Consider the following 21,144-nt stretch of genomic DNA (forward strand, 5'->3'; position numbering starts at 1 on the left):
TGATCGATCCACGTGCACAACCGGCGAGCTCGGCTTTCGTCACGACGACGCGATCACCGACTCCGCCCGTTGGATCAACGATGCCAGAGCGGTCGACAACCCCTCTGCACCGAGGGCGGGCAAGATGCCCGGAATCAGTGCGGACAGCGTGACCGTCACCAGAGCCTGCGGCTTCATCGCCGCGCCCATCGTCGCCGACATCTGCGTCAATTTCGCGTTCAGGGCCGCGAAATCGACACTCGTCGATTCGTGCTCCAGTGCCACCGCATCGGGCGCGGTCGCCGCTGCGTCGGCAATCAACTGCGGTAGGTCGTCGACCGTCTTCGGCTTGGCGCGCGGCGCGAACTCGGCCTTCTCCTCGTCTGTGAGGATGTCGATGGATCGCAGCACCACCTCGGGATCGGAGACGACCGTCCGCAGAATCTTCGACAGCCGCTCGGCGAACGTCGCTATCGTCGATTCGTCGAAGATCGACGTCGCGTAGGTGAACGTCGCCTCGATGTCCTGCAGCGCTCCGGTCTCGTCGAAGTTCTCGACGGCGGTCAGCTGAAGGTCGAACTTCGCCTGATCGTCGCCTGCCGGCAGCGCCTGCACCTGCAGGCCCGGCAACTCGAACGTGCCCGTCGCATGGTTCTGGAACGTCAACATCGCCTGGAACAGCGGTGTGTAGGCGCTCGACCGGGCGCGGCCGAGCGCATCGACCAGCCGCTCGAACGGAACGTCCGCGTGGCCGAACGCCGCGAGGTCCTTGTCCTTCGCCTGACGCACCAGGTCGAGGAACGTCCCGTTCGGATCGATCTGCGTGCGCAGCACCAACGTATTGACGAACATGCCGACCAGGTCGTCCAGTTGCTCCTCGCCGCGTCCTGCGGTCGGAGTGCCGATGCTGATGTCCGACGAGTTGCTCAACCGGCCCAACAGAACCGCGAACGCGCTGTGCACCACCATGAACGTCGTCGCCGCATGCTCGCGGGCGATCTTCTCGATGGCCGACGCCACGTCGGAACCGAACGTGAAGCCGTACGACGCGCCTTCCATGGTCGGTCGAGGTGGCCGTGGGCGGTCGAGCGGCAGTGCCAGTTGTTCCGGCGCTCCCGCCAGCTCGGCGGTCCAGTAGGCCAGCTGCTTCGCCAGCGGACTGTCCGGGTCGTCCTCGCGGCCGAGTACGTCACGCTGCCACAGCGCGAAATCGGCGTACTGCACCGGCAGCGGTGCCCACGACGGCATCTCCCCCGCCACCCGAGCGGTGTAAGCGACCATGACATCGCGGATCAACGGCCCCATCGAGAATCCGTCGGCGGCGATGTGGTGAGCCACCACGGCGAGGACGTGTTCGTCGTCGCCGACCTGCAGCAGCGCAGCCCGGACCGGGACGGTCTTCGTCACGTCGAATCCCGCACCCAGGACGTCGGTCAGGCGGGACACCACGGCATCCGGTGCCACCCGTTCGGGTTCGAGATCCACCCCGACATCACCAACGCCACCGATCTGCTGCACCGGGCCGTCGACCGAGTCCGGGTACGCCGTCCGCAGGATCTCGTGGCGGCCGAGTACATCGTCGAACGCGCCGCGGAGCGAGACGATGTCGAGAGCACCGGTCAAGCGCACCGCAACGGGGATGTTGTACGCGGACGAGCCCGGGTCGATGCGGTTGATCGTCCACATCCGTTCCTGGGCGATCGACAGGGGAAGTCGATCGGGACGCTCGCGAACCGTCAGTTCCCGGCGGGCACCGCCGCCGACGAGCGGAGCGATGTGTGCAGCGAGGCCCGCCACCGTGGACGCCGCGAACACCGATCGCACGGGAATCTGCGCGTCGAGAGCCTGGCCCAGACGTGAGACCAATTGGGTTGCGATCAACGAGTTTCCGCCGAGGGCGAAGAAGTCGTCGTCCAGCCCGGCGCGGTCCAGCCCGAGCAGTTCGGCGACGGTCGCCGCGACGATCTCCTCGATCGGGGTGACCGGTGCGCGGAACTCGGCTGCCTCGAAGTGCGGCGCGGGCAGCGCCTTTCGGTCCAGCTTTCCGTTGGCATTGAGCGGTAGCGCTTCGAGCACCACGAATGCCGCAGGCACCATGTACGACGGAACGAGATGCGAGAGTTCGGATTCGACGTGCGCGACATCGACGACCTCTCCGGCCCGGCCGACGACGTAGGCCACCAATTGGTCACCCATGGACTCGCCGCTGTGCACCACGACGGCCGAATCTGCCACTGCCGGCTGCGACCGCAGGGCCGCTTCGATCTCACCGAGCTCGATGCGGAATCCGCGAATCTTGACCTGGAAGTCGGCACGTTCGATGTATTCGAGGTGCGCCGGGGCGGCCGTTCCGTCGACGACGGGCATCCGCCAGCGCACCAGGTCGCCGGTGCGGTACATCCGAGAACCGTTCGCGTCGAATGGATTGGCGACGAATCGCTCCGACGTCAGGTCCGCGCGCCCGAAGTAGCCGCGCGCCAGCTGCGCGCCCGCCAGGTAGAGCTCGCCACTGACGCCCGCAGGCACCGGATGCAACCGCGAGTCGAGAACGAACAACGTCGTGTTCGCCTCGGGAACACCGATCGGCACCGCGGTCGTGTCGGCGTCCGTCACCGCGTGCGCGGTCACCGACACCGCTGCCTCGGTCGGCCCGTACAGGTTGTGCAGTTCGGTCGACCCGTTCCGCTTGCGGAACTCCTGTGCGGCGGCCGCAGGCAGTGCCTCACCGATCGCCAGCACTCGCCGCAGGCTCGGCGACACCTGGCCCGCGGCGACGGTGCCGAGCATGGACAGCATCGACGGCACCAGGTGCAGTGTCGTCACCGACTGTGTGCGAATCAGATTCAGCAGGTAGTCGGGGTCGCGATGACCGTCGGCCTCGGCCACGACGAGCCGCCCGCCGGAGGTCAGCTGCGACCAGAACTCCCACACCGACAGGTCGAACGTGGCTGCGGTCTTGAGCAGCGCTGCGTCGGTCTCGTCGAGTGCGTACTCCGCACGCAGCCAGTTCAGCTGGTTGACGACGGCACCGTGCGAGACCGCAACGCCCTTCGGCCGACCGGTCGACCCGGACGTGAAGATGACGTACGCGGTGTTGGCTGCGGTGAGCACCCCGGTGCGTTCGGACGCGTCCACCGGAGCACCCGAGTAGGCATCGGCGTCGAACCGGGCCAGATCCACGATCGGAGCAGCATCGGTGATCTCGGCACCCACATCGCCGGAGATCAGAATGCACGCGGGAGCGGCTGTCTCGAGGACCGACGCGTTGCGCTCGGCCGGCTGGTCGGGATCGATCGGAACGTACGCCCCGCCTGCTGTCGAGATGGCATACATGCCGACGAGGAGATCGACCGAGCGCCGAATGGCAAGGCCGACAGGCACTTCCGGCCCGACACCCATGCCGATCAGGTGACGCGCGAGCTGCGAGACCCGCTCGGCGAACTCTCCGTACGTCACCACGCCGTCGTCGTGGACGAGTGCGACTGCAGCGCGGTCGCGTTCGGCGGCTGCACCGAACAGATCGGGCAGAGTCGTCCCTTCGACGGCACCGAAATCGTGAACCGTGTCGTTCCAGTCCTCGACGATCGCAGATCGCTCGCCGTCCAGCAGCACATCGAGATCGCCGATGGGTGTCGACGGCGACGCCACGACGGCGGCCAGCACGGCCTCGAAGCGGGCCACGAGTGAACGGGCGGTGCTCTCGTCGAACAGATCCGTCGCGTAGGTCAGCAGGGCATCGAAGCCACCTGCCGCGCCGTCGCCCTGCTGGGCATCGGACACGATCAGATGCAGATCGAACTGGGAGTTGCCGGTCTCGGTGTCGAGCGCCGAGATTTCCAACCCGTCGAGCTCGAACTCGCGGCGAGCGAAGTTCTGGAACGAGAAGCCGACCTGGAACAGCGGGTGCCGAGCCGTCGAGCGCGTGGGGTTGACCACGTCGACGAGCCGCTCGAACGGGATGTCCGAGTTGGCGAACGCCTGCAGATCGGTTTCACGTGCGGCGTCGAGGAGATCACCGAAGGTCGCCTCGCCCGGAACATCGAGTCGCAACACCAGGGTATTGACGAACATGCCGACGAGATTCTCGATCTCGGCCTCGCCGCGACCTGCGATGGGTGTACCCACGACGATGTCCGAGGACCCCGAGATCCGCGAGAGCAGTACCGCGAAGGCCGCATGCACGGCCATGAAGACGGTGGCGTTGTGCGCGCGTGCGAGTTCCGCGAGCCGGGCGTGCGCGTCGACGTCGATTCGGAAATCGATGCGATTACCCCGGAAGGTCTGGCTGGCCGGACGCGGGCGGTCGAGAGGTAGCTCGATCTGCTCGGGCAACTCCGACAGAGCGGCAGACCAGTACCGAATCTGTTGCGCTGCAATCGATTCGGCGTCATCCTCGGACCCGAGGACGTCGCGTTGCCAGAGCGCGTAGTCGGCGTACTGCACCGGCAGCGGTGCCCATGCGGGATCGGACTGCCGGGTACGGGCGGCATAGGCCGTCATGACGTCGGTCGACAACGGCATCATCGACAGACCGTCGGCGCTGATGTGGTGGACCACCATCGCCAGTACGAACTCGGTGGCGGAGACTCGGAACAGCGAGGTCTTCAGCGGGACCTCTGCGGTGACGTCGAACGTCGATGCCAACAGTTCCAGCACCCGGGCGGTCACCGATTCCGCGTCGGTGTCGATCACGTCGAGAGTCGTCGGCACCTGGGACATCGGCACGACCACCTGATGCGGTCCCTCGGGTGAATCCGGGTACACCGATCGCAGTGTCTCGTGCCGCTCGATGACGTCAGTGACCGCGCTCTGCAACGCGCCGACGTTCAGATCGCCGCTCAGCCGCAGAGCGAACGGGATGTTGTACGCCGTCGAGTCCGAGTCGAACCGGTTGAGGAACCACATCCGCTGCTGCGCGAGCGAGAGTGGAACTCGATCGGGACGAGGCCCCGGCACCAGCGCCGGCCGCGCGCCCGAGCCCTGCTCGACCCTCGCCGCGAGTGCCGCGACCGTCGGGGCCTCGAACAGTGCCCGGACCGGGACCGTCGTGTCGGCGGAGGCACCGAGCCGGGACACCACCTGGGTGGCCACCAGCGAGTTGCCACCGAGTTCGAAGAAGTCGTCGTCGAGGCCGACCCGGTCGAGACCGAGGACGTCGGCGAACACCTCGGCGACCATCGACTCGATCGGAGTCGTCGGCTGCCGGAACTCGCGAGTCCGCGCGGCCGGTTCGGGCAACGCTCGTCGGTCCAGCTTTCCGTTGGTGGTCAACGGAATTGCGTCGAGCACCACGAACGCCGACGGGACCATGTACTCGGGGAGCTGCTCGGCCACCGACGCACGGACGGCGTCGACATCGATCGTGAAACCGGTTGTGGGCACCAGGTAAGCGACCAGGCGCGCGGCACCAGGAACGTCCTCGCGCACGATCACCGCGGCCTGTCCGACGGCCGGAGCCGACAGAACCGACGATTCGACTTCGCCCAGTTCGATGCGGAAGCCGCGGATCTTGACCTGATCGTCTGCGCGCCCGACGAATTCGAGCTCGCCGGTGGGCGACCACCGGGCGACGTCGCCGGTGCGATAGAGCACGGATCCGTCGCCTGCGAAGGGATCTGCCACGAATCGTGTCGCCGTCAGGTCCGGCCGACCCAGGTATCCCCGTGCCACCTGACCGCCCGAGACGTACATCTCTCCCGGGACACCCGCCGGCACGAGGCCGAGTCGCGCATCCAACACGTACACCGACAACCCGGAGATCGCCCGACCCACCAGTGACCCCGATGCCTCCGCGGCCGCCTGCGCGTCGAGCGCCCGATGCGAGACGTGGACGGTGGTTTCGGTGATGCCGTACATGTTGACCAGCTGCGGGGACCGATCACCGTGCCGATCGAACCAACCGCTCAATCGACGCAGCTCCAACGCTTCTCCGCCGAAGACGACGTAGCGCAGCGCGTACTCGGCAGCACCCGATGCCGTGCGGTCGGCCTGGTCGAACTGATAGAAGGCAGACGGGGTCTGATTGAGCACGGTCACCCGTTCGCGAATCAACAACTCGCGCAGCGCTTCCGGCGACCTCGACGTGAAGTAGTCGACCACGACGACGGTGCCACCCGTGGTGAGCGGGCCCCACAGTTCCCACACGGAGAAGTCGAACGCGTACGAGTGGAACAGAGTCCAGACGTCGGCGGGGCCGAAATCGAAGTGCCGCTGGGTGTTCGCCAGCAGACGGACGACGTTGCGGTGCGGGACGACGACGCCCTTGGGGGTGCCGGTCGAACCCGAGGTGTAGATGACGTACGCAGCTTCTGCGGCCGTCACCGCGGGAAGGACGCCCGTTGCGAACTGGGAATCGTCCGCTGGGGTGTCCATGTCGACCCTGGGCAGTTCCGGCGGTAGCGCGACCTCGACACCGGTCCAGGTCAGTACCGCGGCGGGACGCGAGTCGGCGAGCACGAACTCGATGCGATCGGCCGGGTACGACGGATCGATCGGTACGTATGCACCTCCGGCCTTGAGCACCGCGAGCAGCGCCACCACGAGATCGGCCGTGCGAGGCAGTACGACTGCGACCGCGGATTCGCGGCCGACACCCTGTGCTACAAGAACTCTCGCCAGTGCCGTCGACTCGGTGTCGATGTCTCCGTACGTGCGCGAGCGACCGTCGAACACGACGGCGGCCGCGTCCGGGTTCTCCGCGACCCTGGCCGCGAACAGGGAGACGATGGAGTCGGCAGAATCCGCGACCGCCGGTGCGTCCTGGGCAAGGGCGAGAACGTGATCGCGCTCGGCCGTATCCATCACCGGGATGTCCCCGACGGGCTGCTCGGCATCGGTACCGACCGACTCCAGCACGCGGATCAGGCGCTCACCGAACGCGCGCGCTGTGTCGTCGTCGTAGAGATCACGGGCGAACGTCACGTCGATGGCCGAGGTGCCGTCCGCCTGGTTCTCGGTGAACGTGAACTGGATGTCGAACTTCGCCGTCTCGACGTCGAGATCGACTCCGCGCACGGTCAGACCCGGGAGCTCGAGTTCGGTCTGCTCCATGTTCTGCACGGTGAGCATCACCTGGATCAGCGGATGCCGCGCGGCCGACCTCGGTGGGTCGAGTACCTCGACGAGTCGCTCGAACGGCACCTCCGCGTGCGCGAACGCCGACAGATCGGTGTTGCGCGTCCGGGCGAGCAATTCGGTGAAGGCAGCACCGGGATCGATCTCGGTCCGCAGCACGAGGGTGTTGACGAACATACCGATGACGTCGTCGAGTGCCGCCTCACCGCGACCGGCGACCGGAGTACCGATGGCGATGTCGGTTTCGCCCGACAACCGGGAGAGCAACACCGCGAGACCAGCGTGCAACACCATGAACAGTGAGCTCTGATTGACGCGAGCGACCGCACCGAGGCGCGCATGCGTCTGCGCATCGAGCGTCAGCCGAACGTTGCCGCCGCGGTAGGACGACCGATCGGGACGCACTCGGTCGCCGGGGAACGTGCTCTCGTCCGGCAGTCCCGACAGCGTTCGCGTCCAATGTCGGATCTGGCCGGACACCGGTGAATCGGGATCGCTCTCGGAACCGAGCACGGTCTGCTGCCACAGGGTGTAGTCGGCGTAGCGAACCGCGAGCGGTGCCCAACCCGGTTCGTTTCCTGCACTCCGGGCCGCGTACGCGATCATGAGGTCGCGAGTCATCGGTCCGATCGAGAAACCGTCTGCGGCAATGTGATGTGTGGCCAGGGCCAGCACGTGCCGGTTCGAGTCGAGCTCGAGCAGGATGGCGCGGAGTGGGGGTGCGGCCGTGACGTCGAAACCCTGCACGAAGAATTCGGCCAGGGCGGCGGTGACGTCGGCGGCGGTGACCTTCGTCGGTGCCAGCTCCGGAGCTACCTGCGCTGCGGGGACGATCACCTGGGACGCCACCCCGTCCACCTCGGGGTAGACGGTGCGCAGCGATTCGTGCCGTTCGATCACGTCGGCCACGGCAGAGCGCAGCGCGGCGACGTCGAGGTCACCGATCAGTTCGATGGCGACGGGCAGGTTTTCCGTCGCCGAATCGACGTCGAACCGGTTGAGGAACCACATCCGGCGCTGTGCGAGCGACAGCGGAACGAAGTCCGGCAACTCGGTGCGCACGAGCGGAATCTTTCGTCCCGATCCCGAGAGTTCGTCCAGCTTCGCCGCCAGAGCCGACACCGTCGACGCCTCGAAAATGGTCCGAACACTGACCGTGGTGTCCGTCGCGGCACCGATGCGCGACGCCACCCTGGTCGCCACGAGCGAGTTACCGCCGAGAGCGAAGAACTCGTCGTCGGCTCCGACGACATCGACGCCGAGCACGTCGCGGAACACCTGCGACACCACGATTTCCGACGTGGTCGTCGGAGCGCGGAAGGCACGCTGCTCGATATCCGGTGCCGGGAGCGCGCGCCGGTCGAGCTTGCCGTTGGCGGTCAGCGGAAGTGCGTCGAGCACGACGGTCGCAGCCGGAACCATGTATCCGGCGAGCGAGCGGGCGGCGAACGCCGTCAGGTCGGCCACGTCGACGGTCGCACCGGCGGCCGGGACGACATAGGCGACCAGTTGATCTCCGGCAACGGCCGTCTGGCGAACCAGCACCACGGCCGACTCCACCGACGGGTGCCGGCGCAGCACGGTCTCGATCTCCCCGAGTTCGATGCGCAAACCACGCAACTTGACCTGGAAGTCGGTGCGGCCCAGATACTCCAGACGCCCGGTGTGAGACGAGGACTCCCGCCAGCGCACCAGATCGCCGGTGCGATACATACGAGAACCCGGTTCGCCGAACGGATCCGGCAGGAATCGATCTGCCGTCAGATCCACTCGACCGAGGTAGCCGCGGGCCAGTTGGACTCCGGCGAGATAGAGCTCACCTGCGACCCCGGGAGCAACCGGGGACAGTCGGGAGTCGAGGACGTAGGTTCTGGTGTTCCACACCGGAACACCGATCGGAACCAGGTCGACGTCCGCCTTCGACACCTCGTGATAAGTGACGTCGACAGCCGCTTCGGTGGGTCCGTAGAGGTTGTGCAGCGCCACGCCCGGCAGGACGCGTCGGACGCGTTCGCCGACCTCGGCGGGCAGCGCCTCACCGGAGGCGAACAGCGTCCGCAGCGACGCAGCCGACGAGGACTGCTCGGCTGCGACGACGGCGACGAAGACCTCTAGCAACGACGGCACGAAGTGTGCCGTCGTGACCGAGTGCGCCTCGATGGTCTCGAGCAGGTACTGCGGGTCTCGGTGCCCGTCCGGCTTCGCGATGACCAGCGTCGCCCCGATCTGCAACGGCCAGAACAGTTCCCACACCGACACGTCGAACGTGACGGGAGTCTTCTGCAACACGACATCGTCGGCGACGAGCTCGTACTCCGACTGCATCCATAGCAGGCGGTTGACGATTGCCTCGTGTGTGACGGCCACACCCTTCGGCTGCCCGGTCGACCCGGACGTGAAGATGACGTATGCGGTGTTCGTCGGTGCGAGTGCACCGATTCGGTCCGCGTCGGTGATCGGTGCATCGGAGACCCCGGACAGGTCGAGAACGTCGATGTCGATCACGTCGAGCCCGTCGGCATCCACCGAGTCTCGTGACGTGCTCAGTACGCACACCGGTGCCGCGGTGCGCAGGATGTGCGCAATTCGCTCGGCAGGCTGATCCGGGTCGATCGGTACGTAGGCACCGCCCGCCGCGACGATCGCGTGAATTCCGACGAGGAGCTCCACCGAACGACGGGCAGCGATCGCCACGGTGGTCTCGGGCCCGACACCACGGTCGACGAGGTACCGCGCAAGACGAGCCACCCGTGCGTCGAACTCGCCGTAGGACACCGACTCGTCACCGAAAACCAGTGCGGTTCCGTCGGATTCGACCGACCGCCCGAGCGAGGCCAGCGTCTGCGACCGGTCGACGTCGTGGTCGGTGTCGTTCCAGTCGTCGAGCACGCGCTTGTACTCGACGTCGTCGAGCAGTTCGATGTCGCCCACGACGGTCGAGAGATTGTCGGCGACGGATTCGAGGACCTTGATCAGACGCTCACCCAGGGTGACCACCGTGGACTCGTCGAACAGGTCGGTGGCGTAGGTGACATCGAACGTCATACCCTGCGCCGCGCCACTGGGCCCGAACGATTCGACGAACGTGAACTGCAGGTCGAACAGTGCAACCAGGGTCTCGAAGTCGACGCCCGAGACCGACAGTCCCGGTAGTTCGAGATCCTTCTGACCCAGGTTCTGGAACGCGAGCACCACCTGAACGAGGGGATGACGTGCCGTGGAACGTACCGGGTTGAGGATCTCCACCAGACGCTCGAACGGAACGTCCACGTGCGCGAGCGCCGACAGATCGGTCTCGCGAGCATCGGCCAGTACCTGGTCGAACCTGCGCGCGGTGTCGATCTCCGTTCGGAGCACGAGGGTGTTGACGAACATGCCGATCAGGTCGTCGAGCGCGGCCTCACCGCGGCCCGCGACCGGTGTGCCGATGGCGATGTCGGTCTCGCCGGACAACCGCGACAGCAGTACGGCAAGGCTGGTGTGCACCAGCATGAACAGCGACGCGTTCTCACGTCGGGACGCCTCGATCAGAGCGCGATGCAGTTCTCCGTCGATCGAGAAACGCACCAGCGCACCGCTGTTCGATGCCACCGCCGGCCTGGGACGGTCGGAGGGCACATCGAGCTGATCCGGCAGACCGGCCAACGTCGTCGTCCAGTAGTCGATCTGCTGCGAGACCACGGACGTGGGGTCGTCCTCGGAGCCCAGCACCTCGCGCTGCCACAGGCTGTAGTCGGCGTAGTCGACCGGAAGCGGAGTCCAGTACGGCTCCTGGTTCATCGACCGCGCCGCATAGGCATTCATGACGTCGCGAGTGAGTGGGCCGAGCGAGAAACCATCGGCGGCGATGTGGTGCACCACGAACACCAGCAGGTGCTCGGTGGGGCTCACCTCGAACAACCGAGTACGGAACGGGAGGTCCTTCGACAGGTCGAATCCTGTCGTCGCCAGCTCGCGCATGGCATCGGCCACCTGATGCGCGGAAATTTCGATCGGCGTCAATTCCGGTGTGGCCGTCTGCGCGTCGACGATCACCTGATGAGCCGTGCCGTCGGTCTCCGGGAACACCGTCCGCAGAGACTCGTGCCTGGCGACGACGTCCGCGACCGCGATCTGCATGGCTCGGCGGTCGAGCAGACCGGACAACCGGACGGCGATCGGGATGTTGTTGGCCGCCGATTCGACGTCGAACTTGTTGAGGAACCACATCCGCTGTTGCGCCAGCGACAGCGGAATGTGCTGCGGACGCTGCTGCGGTACCAGCGGCGGCCTGCTGCCGGTGGCGACCAGGGTGCCCAGTCTGGCTGCGAGGTCGGCCACCGAGGACGCGTCGAACAGCTCGCGAACGGCGATCCGGGTGTCCAGCGCGACGCCGAGTCGGGACACGAGTTGCGTGGCGATGAGCGAGTTTCCGCCCAGCTCGAAGAAGTCGTCGTCGAGACCCACGCGCTCGACGCCGAGCACCTGGGCGTACACCTCGGCGACGGTGCGTTCGATGTCGTTGGTCGGTTCGCGGTACTCGGTGACCTCGAATGCGGGGTCGGGCAACGCCTTTCGGTCGAGCTTTCCGCTGGCGCCGAGCGGGAACTCGGGCAGCACGATCAGTGTCGACGGCACCATGTACTCCGCCAGACGGCCGCGTAGCGCCGACAGAACGGCTCCGGTGTCGACCGACACCCCCGAAGGAACCACGTATCCGACGAGTTGGTCGCGGCGGACCACGACTACGGCTTGAGAGACCGACCGCTGGGCGAGCAGCGCCGTTTCGATCTCACCCAGTTCGATGCGCAGGCCGCGCAACTTGACCTGGAAGTCGGAACGTCCGACGTATTCGAGCTCGCCGTCGCGATTCCAGCGCACGACGTCGCCGGTGCGGTACAGCCGCGCGCCGCCATCGGCGAACGGGTGGGCGACGAACCTGTCCGCGGTCAGGTCGGGGCGTCCCACATAGCCGCGCGCGAGCTGAGTACCGGCGAGATAGAGCTCACCTGCAACACCGACCGGGGTCGGATGCAGTCGCGAATCCAGCACGTAGACAGCAGTGTTCCAGACCGGAGCACCGATCGGCATGACGTCGGAATCCGAATCCGTGACCGCGTGATACGTCACGTCCACGGCAGCCTCGGTGGGTCCGTACAAGTTGTGCAGTTCCACCGAGGCGACCGCACGCCGCAGTGCGCGAGCGGTGGTGGGCGGCAGGGCCTCGCCGGAGGCGAACATCAGCCGGAGCGAGGCTCCCGCGCTGCGACGCCGCTCGACTTCGGGTACGAACACCGACATCATCGACGGCACGAAGTGCACCACCGAAACACGTTCGCGTGCAATGACATCGAGCAAGTAGATGGGATCTCGGTGACCGTCGGGAACGGCGATCACCACCGAGGCACCGACCTGGAGCGCCCAGAAGAACTCCCACACCGACACGTCGAAAGTGGACGGCGTCTTCTGCAGCACCACGTCGCGTGGAGTCAGGGCGTATTCGCCCTGCATCCATAGGAGTCGGTTGACGATCGCGTCGTGCGACACCCCGACACCCTTGGGACGGCCCGTCGAACCCGACGTGAAGATGACGTACGCGAGGTTCCGCGAACGCAGTGGGGCGCGTCTATCGTTGTCGCGCAACGGTTCCGACGACAGGCTCGAAGTATCGAGCGTGTCGATGTCAATCGTGTCGACGCCGGGGAATTCGACGTGATCGCGCACGGTGGACAACACCCGGATCGGTGCCGCGGTGGCCACGATGTAGTCGTTGCGATCCGCCGGTTGGGTCGGGTCGATCGGCACGTATCCGGCCCCGGCCTTGACGATCGCATACATGCCGACGAACAGGTCGAGGCTGCGGGCGATCGCGAGGCCGACCAACGTGTCGGGCCCGACGCCCAGCGACACCAGATGCCGCGCAAGACGGTTGACTCGCGCGTCGAACTCGGCGTACGTCAGCTGCTCGCCCTCGAAGACCAACGCAGTTGCGTCCGGGGTCAGGGCAACCTGTCGGTCGAACAGGTCCACCAGCGTGACGCCGGAGGGGACCTCGTGTTCGGTGTCGTTCCACCCGGCCACCACACGATCGTGCTCGCCGTCGTCGAGCAGATCGATGTCGCCGACGGCCACCGACGAATCGGACACCACGGCCGTGAGCATCCGCACGAATCGGTCGGCGAATCCGCGTACGGTCTCGGCATCGAAAAGGTCTGTCGCGTAAGTTAGTTCGGCGGCCATGCCCTGTCCGCGGCCGTCCAGTCCGATGGACTCGGTCACGGTGAGCTGCAGGTCGAACTTGGCGACCTCGGCGTCGAGGGCGACGCTGTCCACCGACAGCCCCGGCAGATCTACGTGTGTACGGGTGAGGTTCTCGAACGAGAGCATCACTTGGAACAGCGGGTGTCGAGCCTGCGACCGAGACGGGTTCAGGACCTCGACCAGACGCTCGAACGGTAGATCGGCGTGTCCGAAGGCTCCGAGCGCTACCTCGCGCGCGCGGCCGATCTGCTCGGAGAACGTGCGCCCGGAGTCGATGTCGGTGCGCAGGACGAGCGTGTTGACGAACATGCCGACCACGTCGTCGAGCGCTGCGTCACCGCGGCCGGCGACCGGGGTACCGATGGCGATGTCCTCGGTCCCGGACAGACGGGCCAGAAGCACGGCCAGTGCGGCGTGGACGACCATGAACAGCGATGCGTTGTGGGTGTGTGCCAGGGCGGACAGTCCCTGGTGCACATCAGCGGGCACGTCGAATCCGATGGAGGCGCCTTGGTAGGACTGGCGGCTGGGGCGCGGCCGATCGGTCGGCAGATCGAGCTGGTCGGGTAGGCCGGCGAGGATGTCGGCCCAGTAGTTCACCTGACCGGAGATCAGCGATTGCGGATCGTCCTCGGAGCCCAGAACCGAACGTTGCCACAGGCTGTAGTCGGCGTACTGCACTTCCAACGGCATCCAGGCCGGGTTCTCCCACGCGGTGCGCGAGGCGTAGGCGATCATGATGTCTCGGGCCAGCGGTCCCATCGACCAGCCGTCGGCCGAGATGTGGTGGACCACCATGGCGATCACGTGTTCGCGTGGACCGATCTCGAACAGTCGGGCCTGGATCGGCACGTTGACGGTCACGTCGAACGTTGTCGACGCGAGCGCGAAGACCTGCCGCTGAATGTCCGCTGCCGAGGTCGGAATCGGCATCAGGTTCGGCACCGTTTGCGCGGCGTCGAGAATGGACTGCTGCGGTCCGTGCGCGGTGTCGGGATAGACGGTGCGCAGAGACTCGTGCCGGTCGATGACATCCATGATGGCGACCTGCAGTGCGGCGACATCCAGGTCACCGGTCAGCTTCAGCGCGAACGGAATGTTGTACGCGGCGGAGTCGACGTCGAACCGGTTGAGGAACCACATGCGTTGCTGTGCAAGCGACAACGGGATGCGCTCCGGCCGGACGGTCGCAACCAATGCAGTCCGTCCACCCTCCCCCGCGGCCTGTTCGACGCGCACCGCGAGCAGAGCGACCGTCGACGCCTCGAACAGCATGCGCACCGGCACGGTGGCGTCGAGAGCGACTCCGAGCCGCGAGACCACCTGGGTCGCGATCAGCGAGTTGCCACCGAGCTCGAAGAAGTCGTCGTCCAGTCCCACCCGCTCGACGCCGAGGACCTCCGCGAAGACGTCGGCGACTATCTCTTCGATCGGTGTCGTCGGCGCGCGGAAATCTCGCACCTCGAACACCGGCGCAGGCAGTGCGCGCCGGTCCAGCTTTCCGTTGACCGTCAACGGGATCGTCTCCAGCGCAACGAACGCCGACGGGACCATGTACTCCGGCAACAGTTCGGCGATACCGGTTCGCAGATCCTCGAGGTCCAGGGTCGGCCGACCGTTCGCCAACGCCGAGACCACGTAGGCCACCAATCGGGCTGCCCCGGGCGAATCCTCACGGACGACGACGGCGGCCTGGGTGACGGCGGGGTGCGCGGTGACCGCGGCCTCGACCTCACCCAACTCGATTCGGAAGCCGCGAACCTTGACCTGATCGTCGGAGCGGCCCAGATACTCGAGCTCGCCTGACGCGTTCCACTGCGCCAGATCGCCGGTGCGGTACAGCATCGACCCGGCATCGGAGCCGGCGGCGAACGGATCGGCCACGAACCGCACCGCGGTGAGCGGTGAGCGGCCCAGGTACCCGCGCGCCAATTGTCCACCGGCAACGTACATCTCGCCGGGGACGCCGACCGGGACCGGATGGAGCCGGGTATCGAGAACGTAGACGCGCAACCCTGCGATGGGCTTGCCGACCACCGATGCGGTCGTTGCGACGGACGCGGAGCCCAACGCCTGATACGACACGTGCACCGTAGTCTCGGTGATGCCGTACATGTTGATCAGCTGCGGCGCACGATCGCCGTGCCGCTCGAACCAGCCGCTCAATCGACGCTGTTCGAGGGCCTCGCCGCCGAAGATCACGTAGCGCAATGACAGCTCACCGCCGGTCGAGGCCGCCGTGCGGTCGGCCTCGGACAGTTGGTAGAACGCCGACGGAGTCTGGTTGAGCACCGTCACTCGTTCGTCCACGAGCAGCTGGTGGAATGCCTCGGGCGAACGCGAGGTGAAGTAGTCGACGACCACCAGAGTTCCGCCGTAGAGCAACGGACCCCACAGTTCCCACACCGAGAAGTCGAACGCATAGGAATGGAACATCGTCCACACGTCGTCGGCTCCGAAGCCGTAGACCGCATCGGTGTTCGCGAGCAGCCGAACCACGTTGCGGTGCGGCACCAGGACACCCTTGGGACGACCGGTCGAACCGGAGGTGTAGATGACGTACGCGACGTTGGTGGGTCGGAGCGGGCGAATGCGATCGGTGTCGGTCACCGGAGCGTCCGACATCGACGACAGATCGACCGTGTCGATGTCGACGAACGTTGCGCCGATGCGAGTTTCGACGTCCGCGGGCAGCTCGATCGGATCTGTTCCCGAGAAGAGAATCGATGTCGGACGCGCGTCGTCGAGCATGTACTCGACGCGGTCCAGCGGGTAGCTCGGATCGACGGGGAGGTAACCGCCACCGGCTTTCACCACCGCGACCAGCGCGACGACGAGTTCCGCCGACCTGGGCAGGGCGACCGCGACGAGGCTCTCGGGGCCGACGCCGTGCGAGATCAGCACGCGGGCAAGGCTGTTGGTGCGGGCATCGAACTCCGCGTACGTCAGCGACGTGTCGCCGAAGCGCACGGCCACTCCGTCCGACCGTGCCGAGGCCGCGGCGTCGAGCAGGTCGATCAGGGTCACGTCGCGAGAGACGTCCGGCCCGGACACGTTCCAGGTGGACACGACGGACTCGTACTCGGCGGCGTCCACGATGTCGACGTCGCCGACCGGGACCGACGCGTCGGTGGTGACTGCGTCCAGAATTCCCAGGAAGCGTCGCGCGAAACTGTCGACCAGATCGGCGTCGAACAGGTCGGTTGCGTACTCGAACACCGCGTCGATACCTGCGGCGGTTCCGTCGACCTGATGTTCGGTGAGCCACAGCTGGAGGTCGAATTTCGCTATCGGGACGTCGAATTCGGCGGCCACAGCACGTAGCCCACCGACGGTGAGTTCACGAGACATGGCCGATTCCAGGGAGAGCGCCACCTGGAACAACGGGTGCCGTGATGTCGAGCGGACCGGATTGAGAACCTCGACCAGGCGCTCGAACGGAACGTCGGCATGCGCGAATGCCGACAGATCCGTGTCGCGGACGCGGGCGAGCAGTTGCTCGAACGACAGTGCCGGATCGACGTCGGTACGAAGTACCAACGTGTTGACGAACATTCCGACGAGGTCGTCGAGTGCCGGCTCTCCGCGACCGGCCACCGGCGCGCCGATGGCAATGTCGGTGGTGCCGCTCAATCGAGCCAGCAACAGCGCGTACGCCGACTGCATCACCATGAACAGCGACGAGTTGTTCGCGCGCGCGAGATCGGCCAGAGCGACGTGCAGCCGGGCCGGAATCTCGATGCGCAGCTTGCTGCCTGCATTGGACGACACGGCCGGGCGTGGCCTACTCGACGGCAACGCCAGCTGATCGGGTAGATCCTCGAGAGTGGCACTCCAGTAGGCGATTTCGCGTGCAGCAAGGGAGTGCGGATCGGTTTCGGGACCGAGTACCGCACGTTGCCAGAGCGCGTAGTCGGCGTACTGGATCTCGAGCGGCGTCCACTCGGGAGCGCGGCCCTGTATCCGACTCGAGTAGGCCAGCAGGACGTCGCGCGCCAACGGTCCGAAGGACGCTCCGTCGGCAGCGATGTGATGCAGGACCATCGCCAGTTCGTACTCGGTGGGCGACATCTCGAACAACGCGATTCGGAACGGCGTGTCGATCGTGACGTCGAAGCCCTTGGCCACCAACTCGTGCAGTCGGCCACCGAGCTCGTGTCGTTCGATGCGGATCGGGGTGATCGTGGCCGGTGTCCTGGCCGCGTTGAGCACGACCTGCTCGGGCGATCCGTCCACCTCCGGGTACACGGTGCGCAGCGTCTCGTGCCGTTCCACGACGTCCGCGAAGGCAGCCGACAGGGCACTCACGTCGAGTGGGCCGCTCAGATGGACCGAGAACGGCAGGTTGTACACCGCAGTGGCCGGATCGAAACGGTTGAGGAACCACATGCGTTGCTGTGCAGGCGAGAGTGGGATGCGCTCGGGGCGTTCCCGGGATTCGAGGATCGGGGTGTCGGATCCGCGACCGGCGGACGACTCGGCCCGGGCGGCCAGTGCGCCGACGGTGGGTGCCTCGAACAGCTCGCGCACTCCCAGGCGTACTCCGAGTGCGCCACCGACCCGCGTCACCAATTGCGTGGCGATCAGCGAGTTGCCGCCGAGCTCGAAGAAGTCCTCGTCCAGACCGACCTTGGACGCGCCGAGCAGGTCCTCGTAGATTCCGGCGACGACGTATTCCGCGCGACTCTGCGGTGCTCGGTACTTCTTGGCACTGGTGAACACCGGCTCCGGCAATGCTTTTCGGTCGAGCTTTCCGCTGGTGTTGAGCGGCAGCGCATCGAGCACGACCACTGCTGCGGGAACCATGTAGGACGGCAGCGCATGCCCGGCGAATTCGATGGCCTCGGCGGAGTCGATGGACTTTCCCGGCCCGGCGACGACGTAGGCGACGAGTTGGTCGCCGGTGACCGTCTGCACGACCAATGTCACTGCCTGCGAGATGGATTCGTGTGCGAGCAGCACGGTTTCGATCTCGCCCAGTTCGATGCGCTGGCCACGGAACTTCACCTGGAAGTCGGTGCGTCCGATGTAGTCCAGCACTCCGTCGCTGCGCCACCGAACGAGGTCGCCGGTGCGGTACATCCGCTCTCCGGCGTCGCCGAAGGGGTTGGCCACGAACCGATCCGAGCTCAGGTCGGGGCGACCCACGTAGCCTCGCGCCAGCTGGACGCCCGCGAGGTAGAGCTCGCCCGCTTCTCCCACCGGAGTGGGTCGCAGCCGGCTGTCCAGTACGAAGGCCCTGGTGTTCCACTCGGGCACACCGATCGGTACGGTTCGCGTGTCCTGTGGGCTGCTCTCGTGATACGTGACCGAGACCGCCGCCTCGGTGGGACCGTAGAGGTTGTGCAGTCCTGCGGCGCCGACGGATCGGAATGCTGCCGCCGTCTCGACCGGAAGCGCCTCGCCGATGACGAAGACGTGACGCAGCGAAGCACAGGTGTTGGCCGGCGCGTTGGCGACGAACACGGTCAGCATCGAGGGCACGAAGTCGGTGACCGTGACGCGATGTTCGGCGATCCTGTTCGCCACGTAGACCGAGTCGCGGTGCCCGTCCGGGGTGGCGAGCACCATCGTCGCACCCACTCGCAGCGGCAAGAAGAACCCCCACAGCGAGACGTCGAACGTCGTCGCCGTCTTCTGCAGATAGACATCGGTGGTATCCATCGGATACTCCGCCAGCATCCACTCCATCTGATTGTGGATGGCGGCGTGCTCCACGGCGACGCCCTTCGGGCGACCGGTGGAGCCGGAGGTGTAGATGACGTACGCGGTGTTCGAAACACGAAGCGGCGCAATCCGTTCCGCGTCACTGACCGGATCGGACGACCGGCCGGACAGGTCGACCAGATCGACGGCGACCGTATCGGTGCCCTCGGGCAGCGACACGTCGTCACGCGACGAGATCAGTACGCACCGAGGCTGCGCGGAGTCGAGAATGTAGGCCGTGCGTTCGGCAGGATGATCCGGGTCGATCGGTACCCACGCTCCGCCGGCCGCCACGATGGCGTACATACCGACGACGAGATCGAACGAGCGTCGAATGGACAATCCGACGAGAGTCTCCGGGCCGACGCCCATGTCGATCAGATGGCGAGCGAGGCCGTTCACCCGCGCCGACAGTTCTCCGTAAGTCAAGACGTCGCCCTCGTACACCAGAGCCGTGGCGTCGGGACGAGCGGCCGCAGCAGCCTCGAAGGCGGTGAGCAGAGTGCTGGGCGTGGTCTCGTGTTCGGTGCGGTTCCACTCGGAGACGACCAGTGCGCGCTCGGATCCGTCGGTCAGAGCCAGGTCCCAGACGAGGTCCGTCGGAGCTGCTGCCACGAAACGGCCGAGAAAGTCGACGAACCGCTCGTGGTTGCGGCCGGACTGATCGGGGCCGTAGAGATTGGGGTTGGACTCGAAGTCGATGTGGGTCGTGGCCCCGGCGACGCTCGTGTAGAGGTTCAGGCCGAAATCCTCGATGAGGCCGGTGGAGAGAATGTTGATCCCGCCGACCATCGATCCCAGTCGCACCTCGCCGAAGAACAGCATGATGTTGACCCAGGGACCGAAGAACGCAGCCTGACCGCTTGCGCCGCCGGCGTCGCGGCGAATGTCCTCGTGCCGGTACCGCTGGTGGCGCAGTGCACCGGAGACCTCCGCGTTGACGCGCGCCAGCATCGTTTCGACGGTGGTGTCGCCCGACACGTCGAACCGCAGCGGAACCACGTTGGACACCATGCCGCCGGAGCGGCGGAGAACCGCGGTGGTTCGTGCGGTCACCGGCAGTGACAGCACGACGTCCTCGCGGCCGGTCATCTGGGCCAGATACGCCGCGAAGGCGGCGATGACGATGGTCGCCATCGTCGTGTCGGTCTCGGAGCGCAGCGCATCGAGACTGCTCATCGTGTCGGCAGACAGAGCGGTGCTGTCGATCTGACTCTTCGGGGCCGGCGGAGCGGTGTGCCCGGCGAGGGTGGTGACTCCGTCGATTCCGTCGATCCGCGACGCCCAGTACTCGCGATCGGCCTGGAAGCGGCTCGAATCGCGGTAGGACATCTCGATGTCGTAGACCTTGGTCAGATCAGAGGCCAGGTTCTTCATCGGTTCGGTGCCGTCGACCTCGGATGTGTACAGCTCCGCAGCACGGTTCATGAAGGTCACGGCTCCGAAGCCGTCGAGAACGACGTGGTGTACGCGCTCGTACCAGAACCAGACATCGTCCTCGATACGCAGGACAGTGGCGGCGATCAGTCGATCGCGAAGAATGTCGATGGGTGCGCTGTAATCGGCATGCATCCACTCGAGGGCGGCCGCGCGAGGGTCCTTCTCGCCGCGCAGATCCACCAGTCCGAGCGAGTCGTCCAGGGTGGGGTCGACGATCTGTCGTGGCTCCGCGTCGATCTCGGTGATACGGACGAAACCGGACTGCAGTTCGAGGGCTGCGCGCGACGATGCGCGCCGCAACAGTTCGACGTCGAGATCACCGCGCAGTTCGACGTACTGCGCGATGTTGGCAGGTACCGAGGGGTCCACATGCTGCGCGAACCACATCCCCAATTGGGCCGGTGACAGTGGGAACGAGGGATGCTGCCGACTGTCGACTCCCGTGTCGTCGTCTCCAGCACCTTCCACACCTAGCGGGTCCAATCGATTCCTCTCTTTCCCACAATCACACGCGCCCCCACCGGCCGCCGAAGCGGCGGACAACGATGGGCACCGAACACATCGAGCAAGCTGACTACGTCGATCTCTATTTTCTCACCATGAACAACTCGGAAGTTACCTTTCAGTACATATCCGTCGAGATGGGGCGGACCGTTACATTCCCAGCACGCGTCGAGAGCACCCACCCACGTCCGTGCAGAACCG

Annotated in this window: 1 protein-coding gene, 1 tRNA gene and 1 pseudogene; 1 reads left to right on the plus strand and 2 read right to left on the minus strand. The window is 66.2% G+C overall.

Translation table 11 applies throughout. The annotated features are described in order from the left end of the window. Positions 1 to 39: 39 nt before the first annotated feature. The gene (locus QM588_RS17310) at positions 40 to 10,944 is read right to left on the minus strand and encodes a non-ribosomal peptide synthetase (protein ID WP_283315114.1); all 10,905 of its coding nucleotides are present in this window, start codon (positions 10,942 to 10,944) and stop codon (positions 40 to 42) included. Between QM588_RS17310 and QM588_RS17315 the strand changes: the two genes are divergently transcribed. Further along, positions 10,897 to 11,003, plus strand: a tRNA-OTHER gene (locus QM588_RS17315). The two genes, QM588_RS17310 and QM588_RS17315, sit on opposite strands and share 48 nt — an antisense overlap. Before the next feature lie 355 nt (positions 11,004 to 11,358). On the opposite strand, the pseudogene QM588_RS25830 reads toward QM588_RS17315, so the two are convergent. Next, positions 11,359 to 20,907: pseudogene (locus tag QM588_RS25830) on the minus strand (amino acid adenylation domain-containing protein); the annotation flags it as partial. Positions 20,908 to 21,144: the final 237 nt, after the last annotated feature.

The organism is Rhodococcus sp. IEGM 1354 (genome assembly GCF_030056855.1).
GTDB lineage: Bacteria > Actinomycetota > Actinomycetes > Mycobacteriales > Mycobacteriaceae > Rhodococcoides.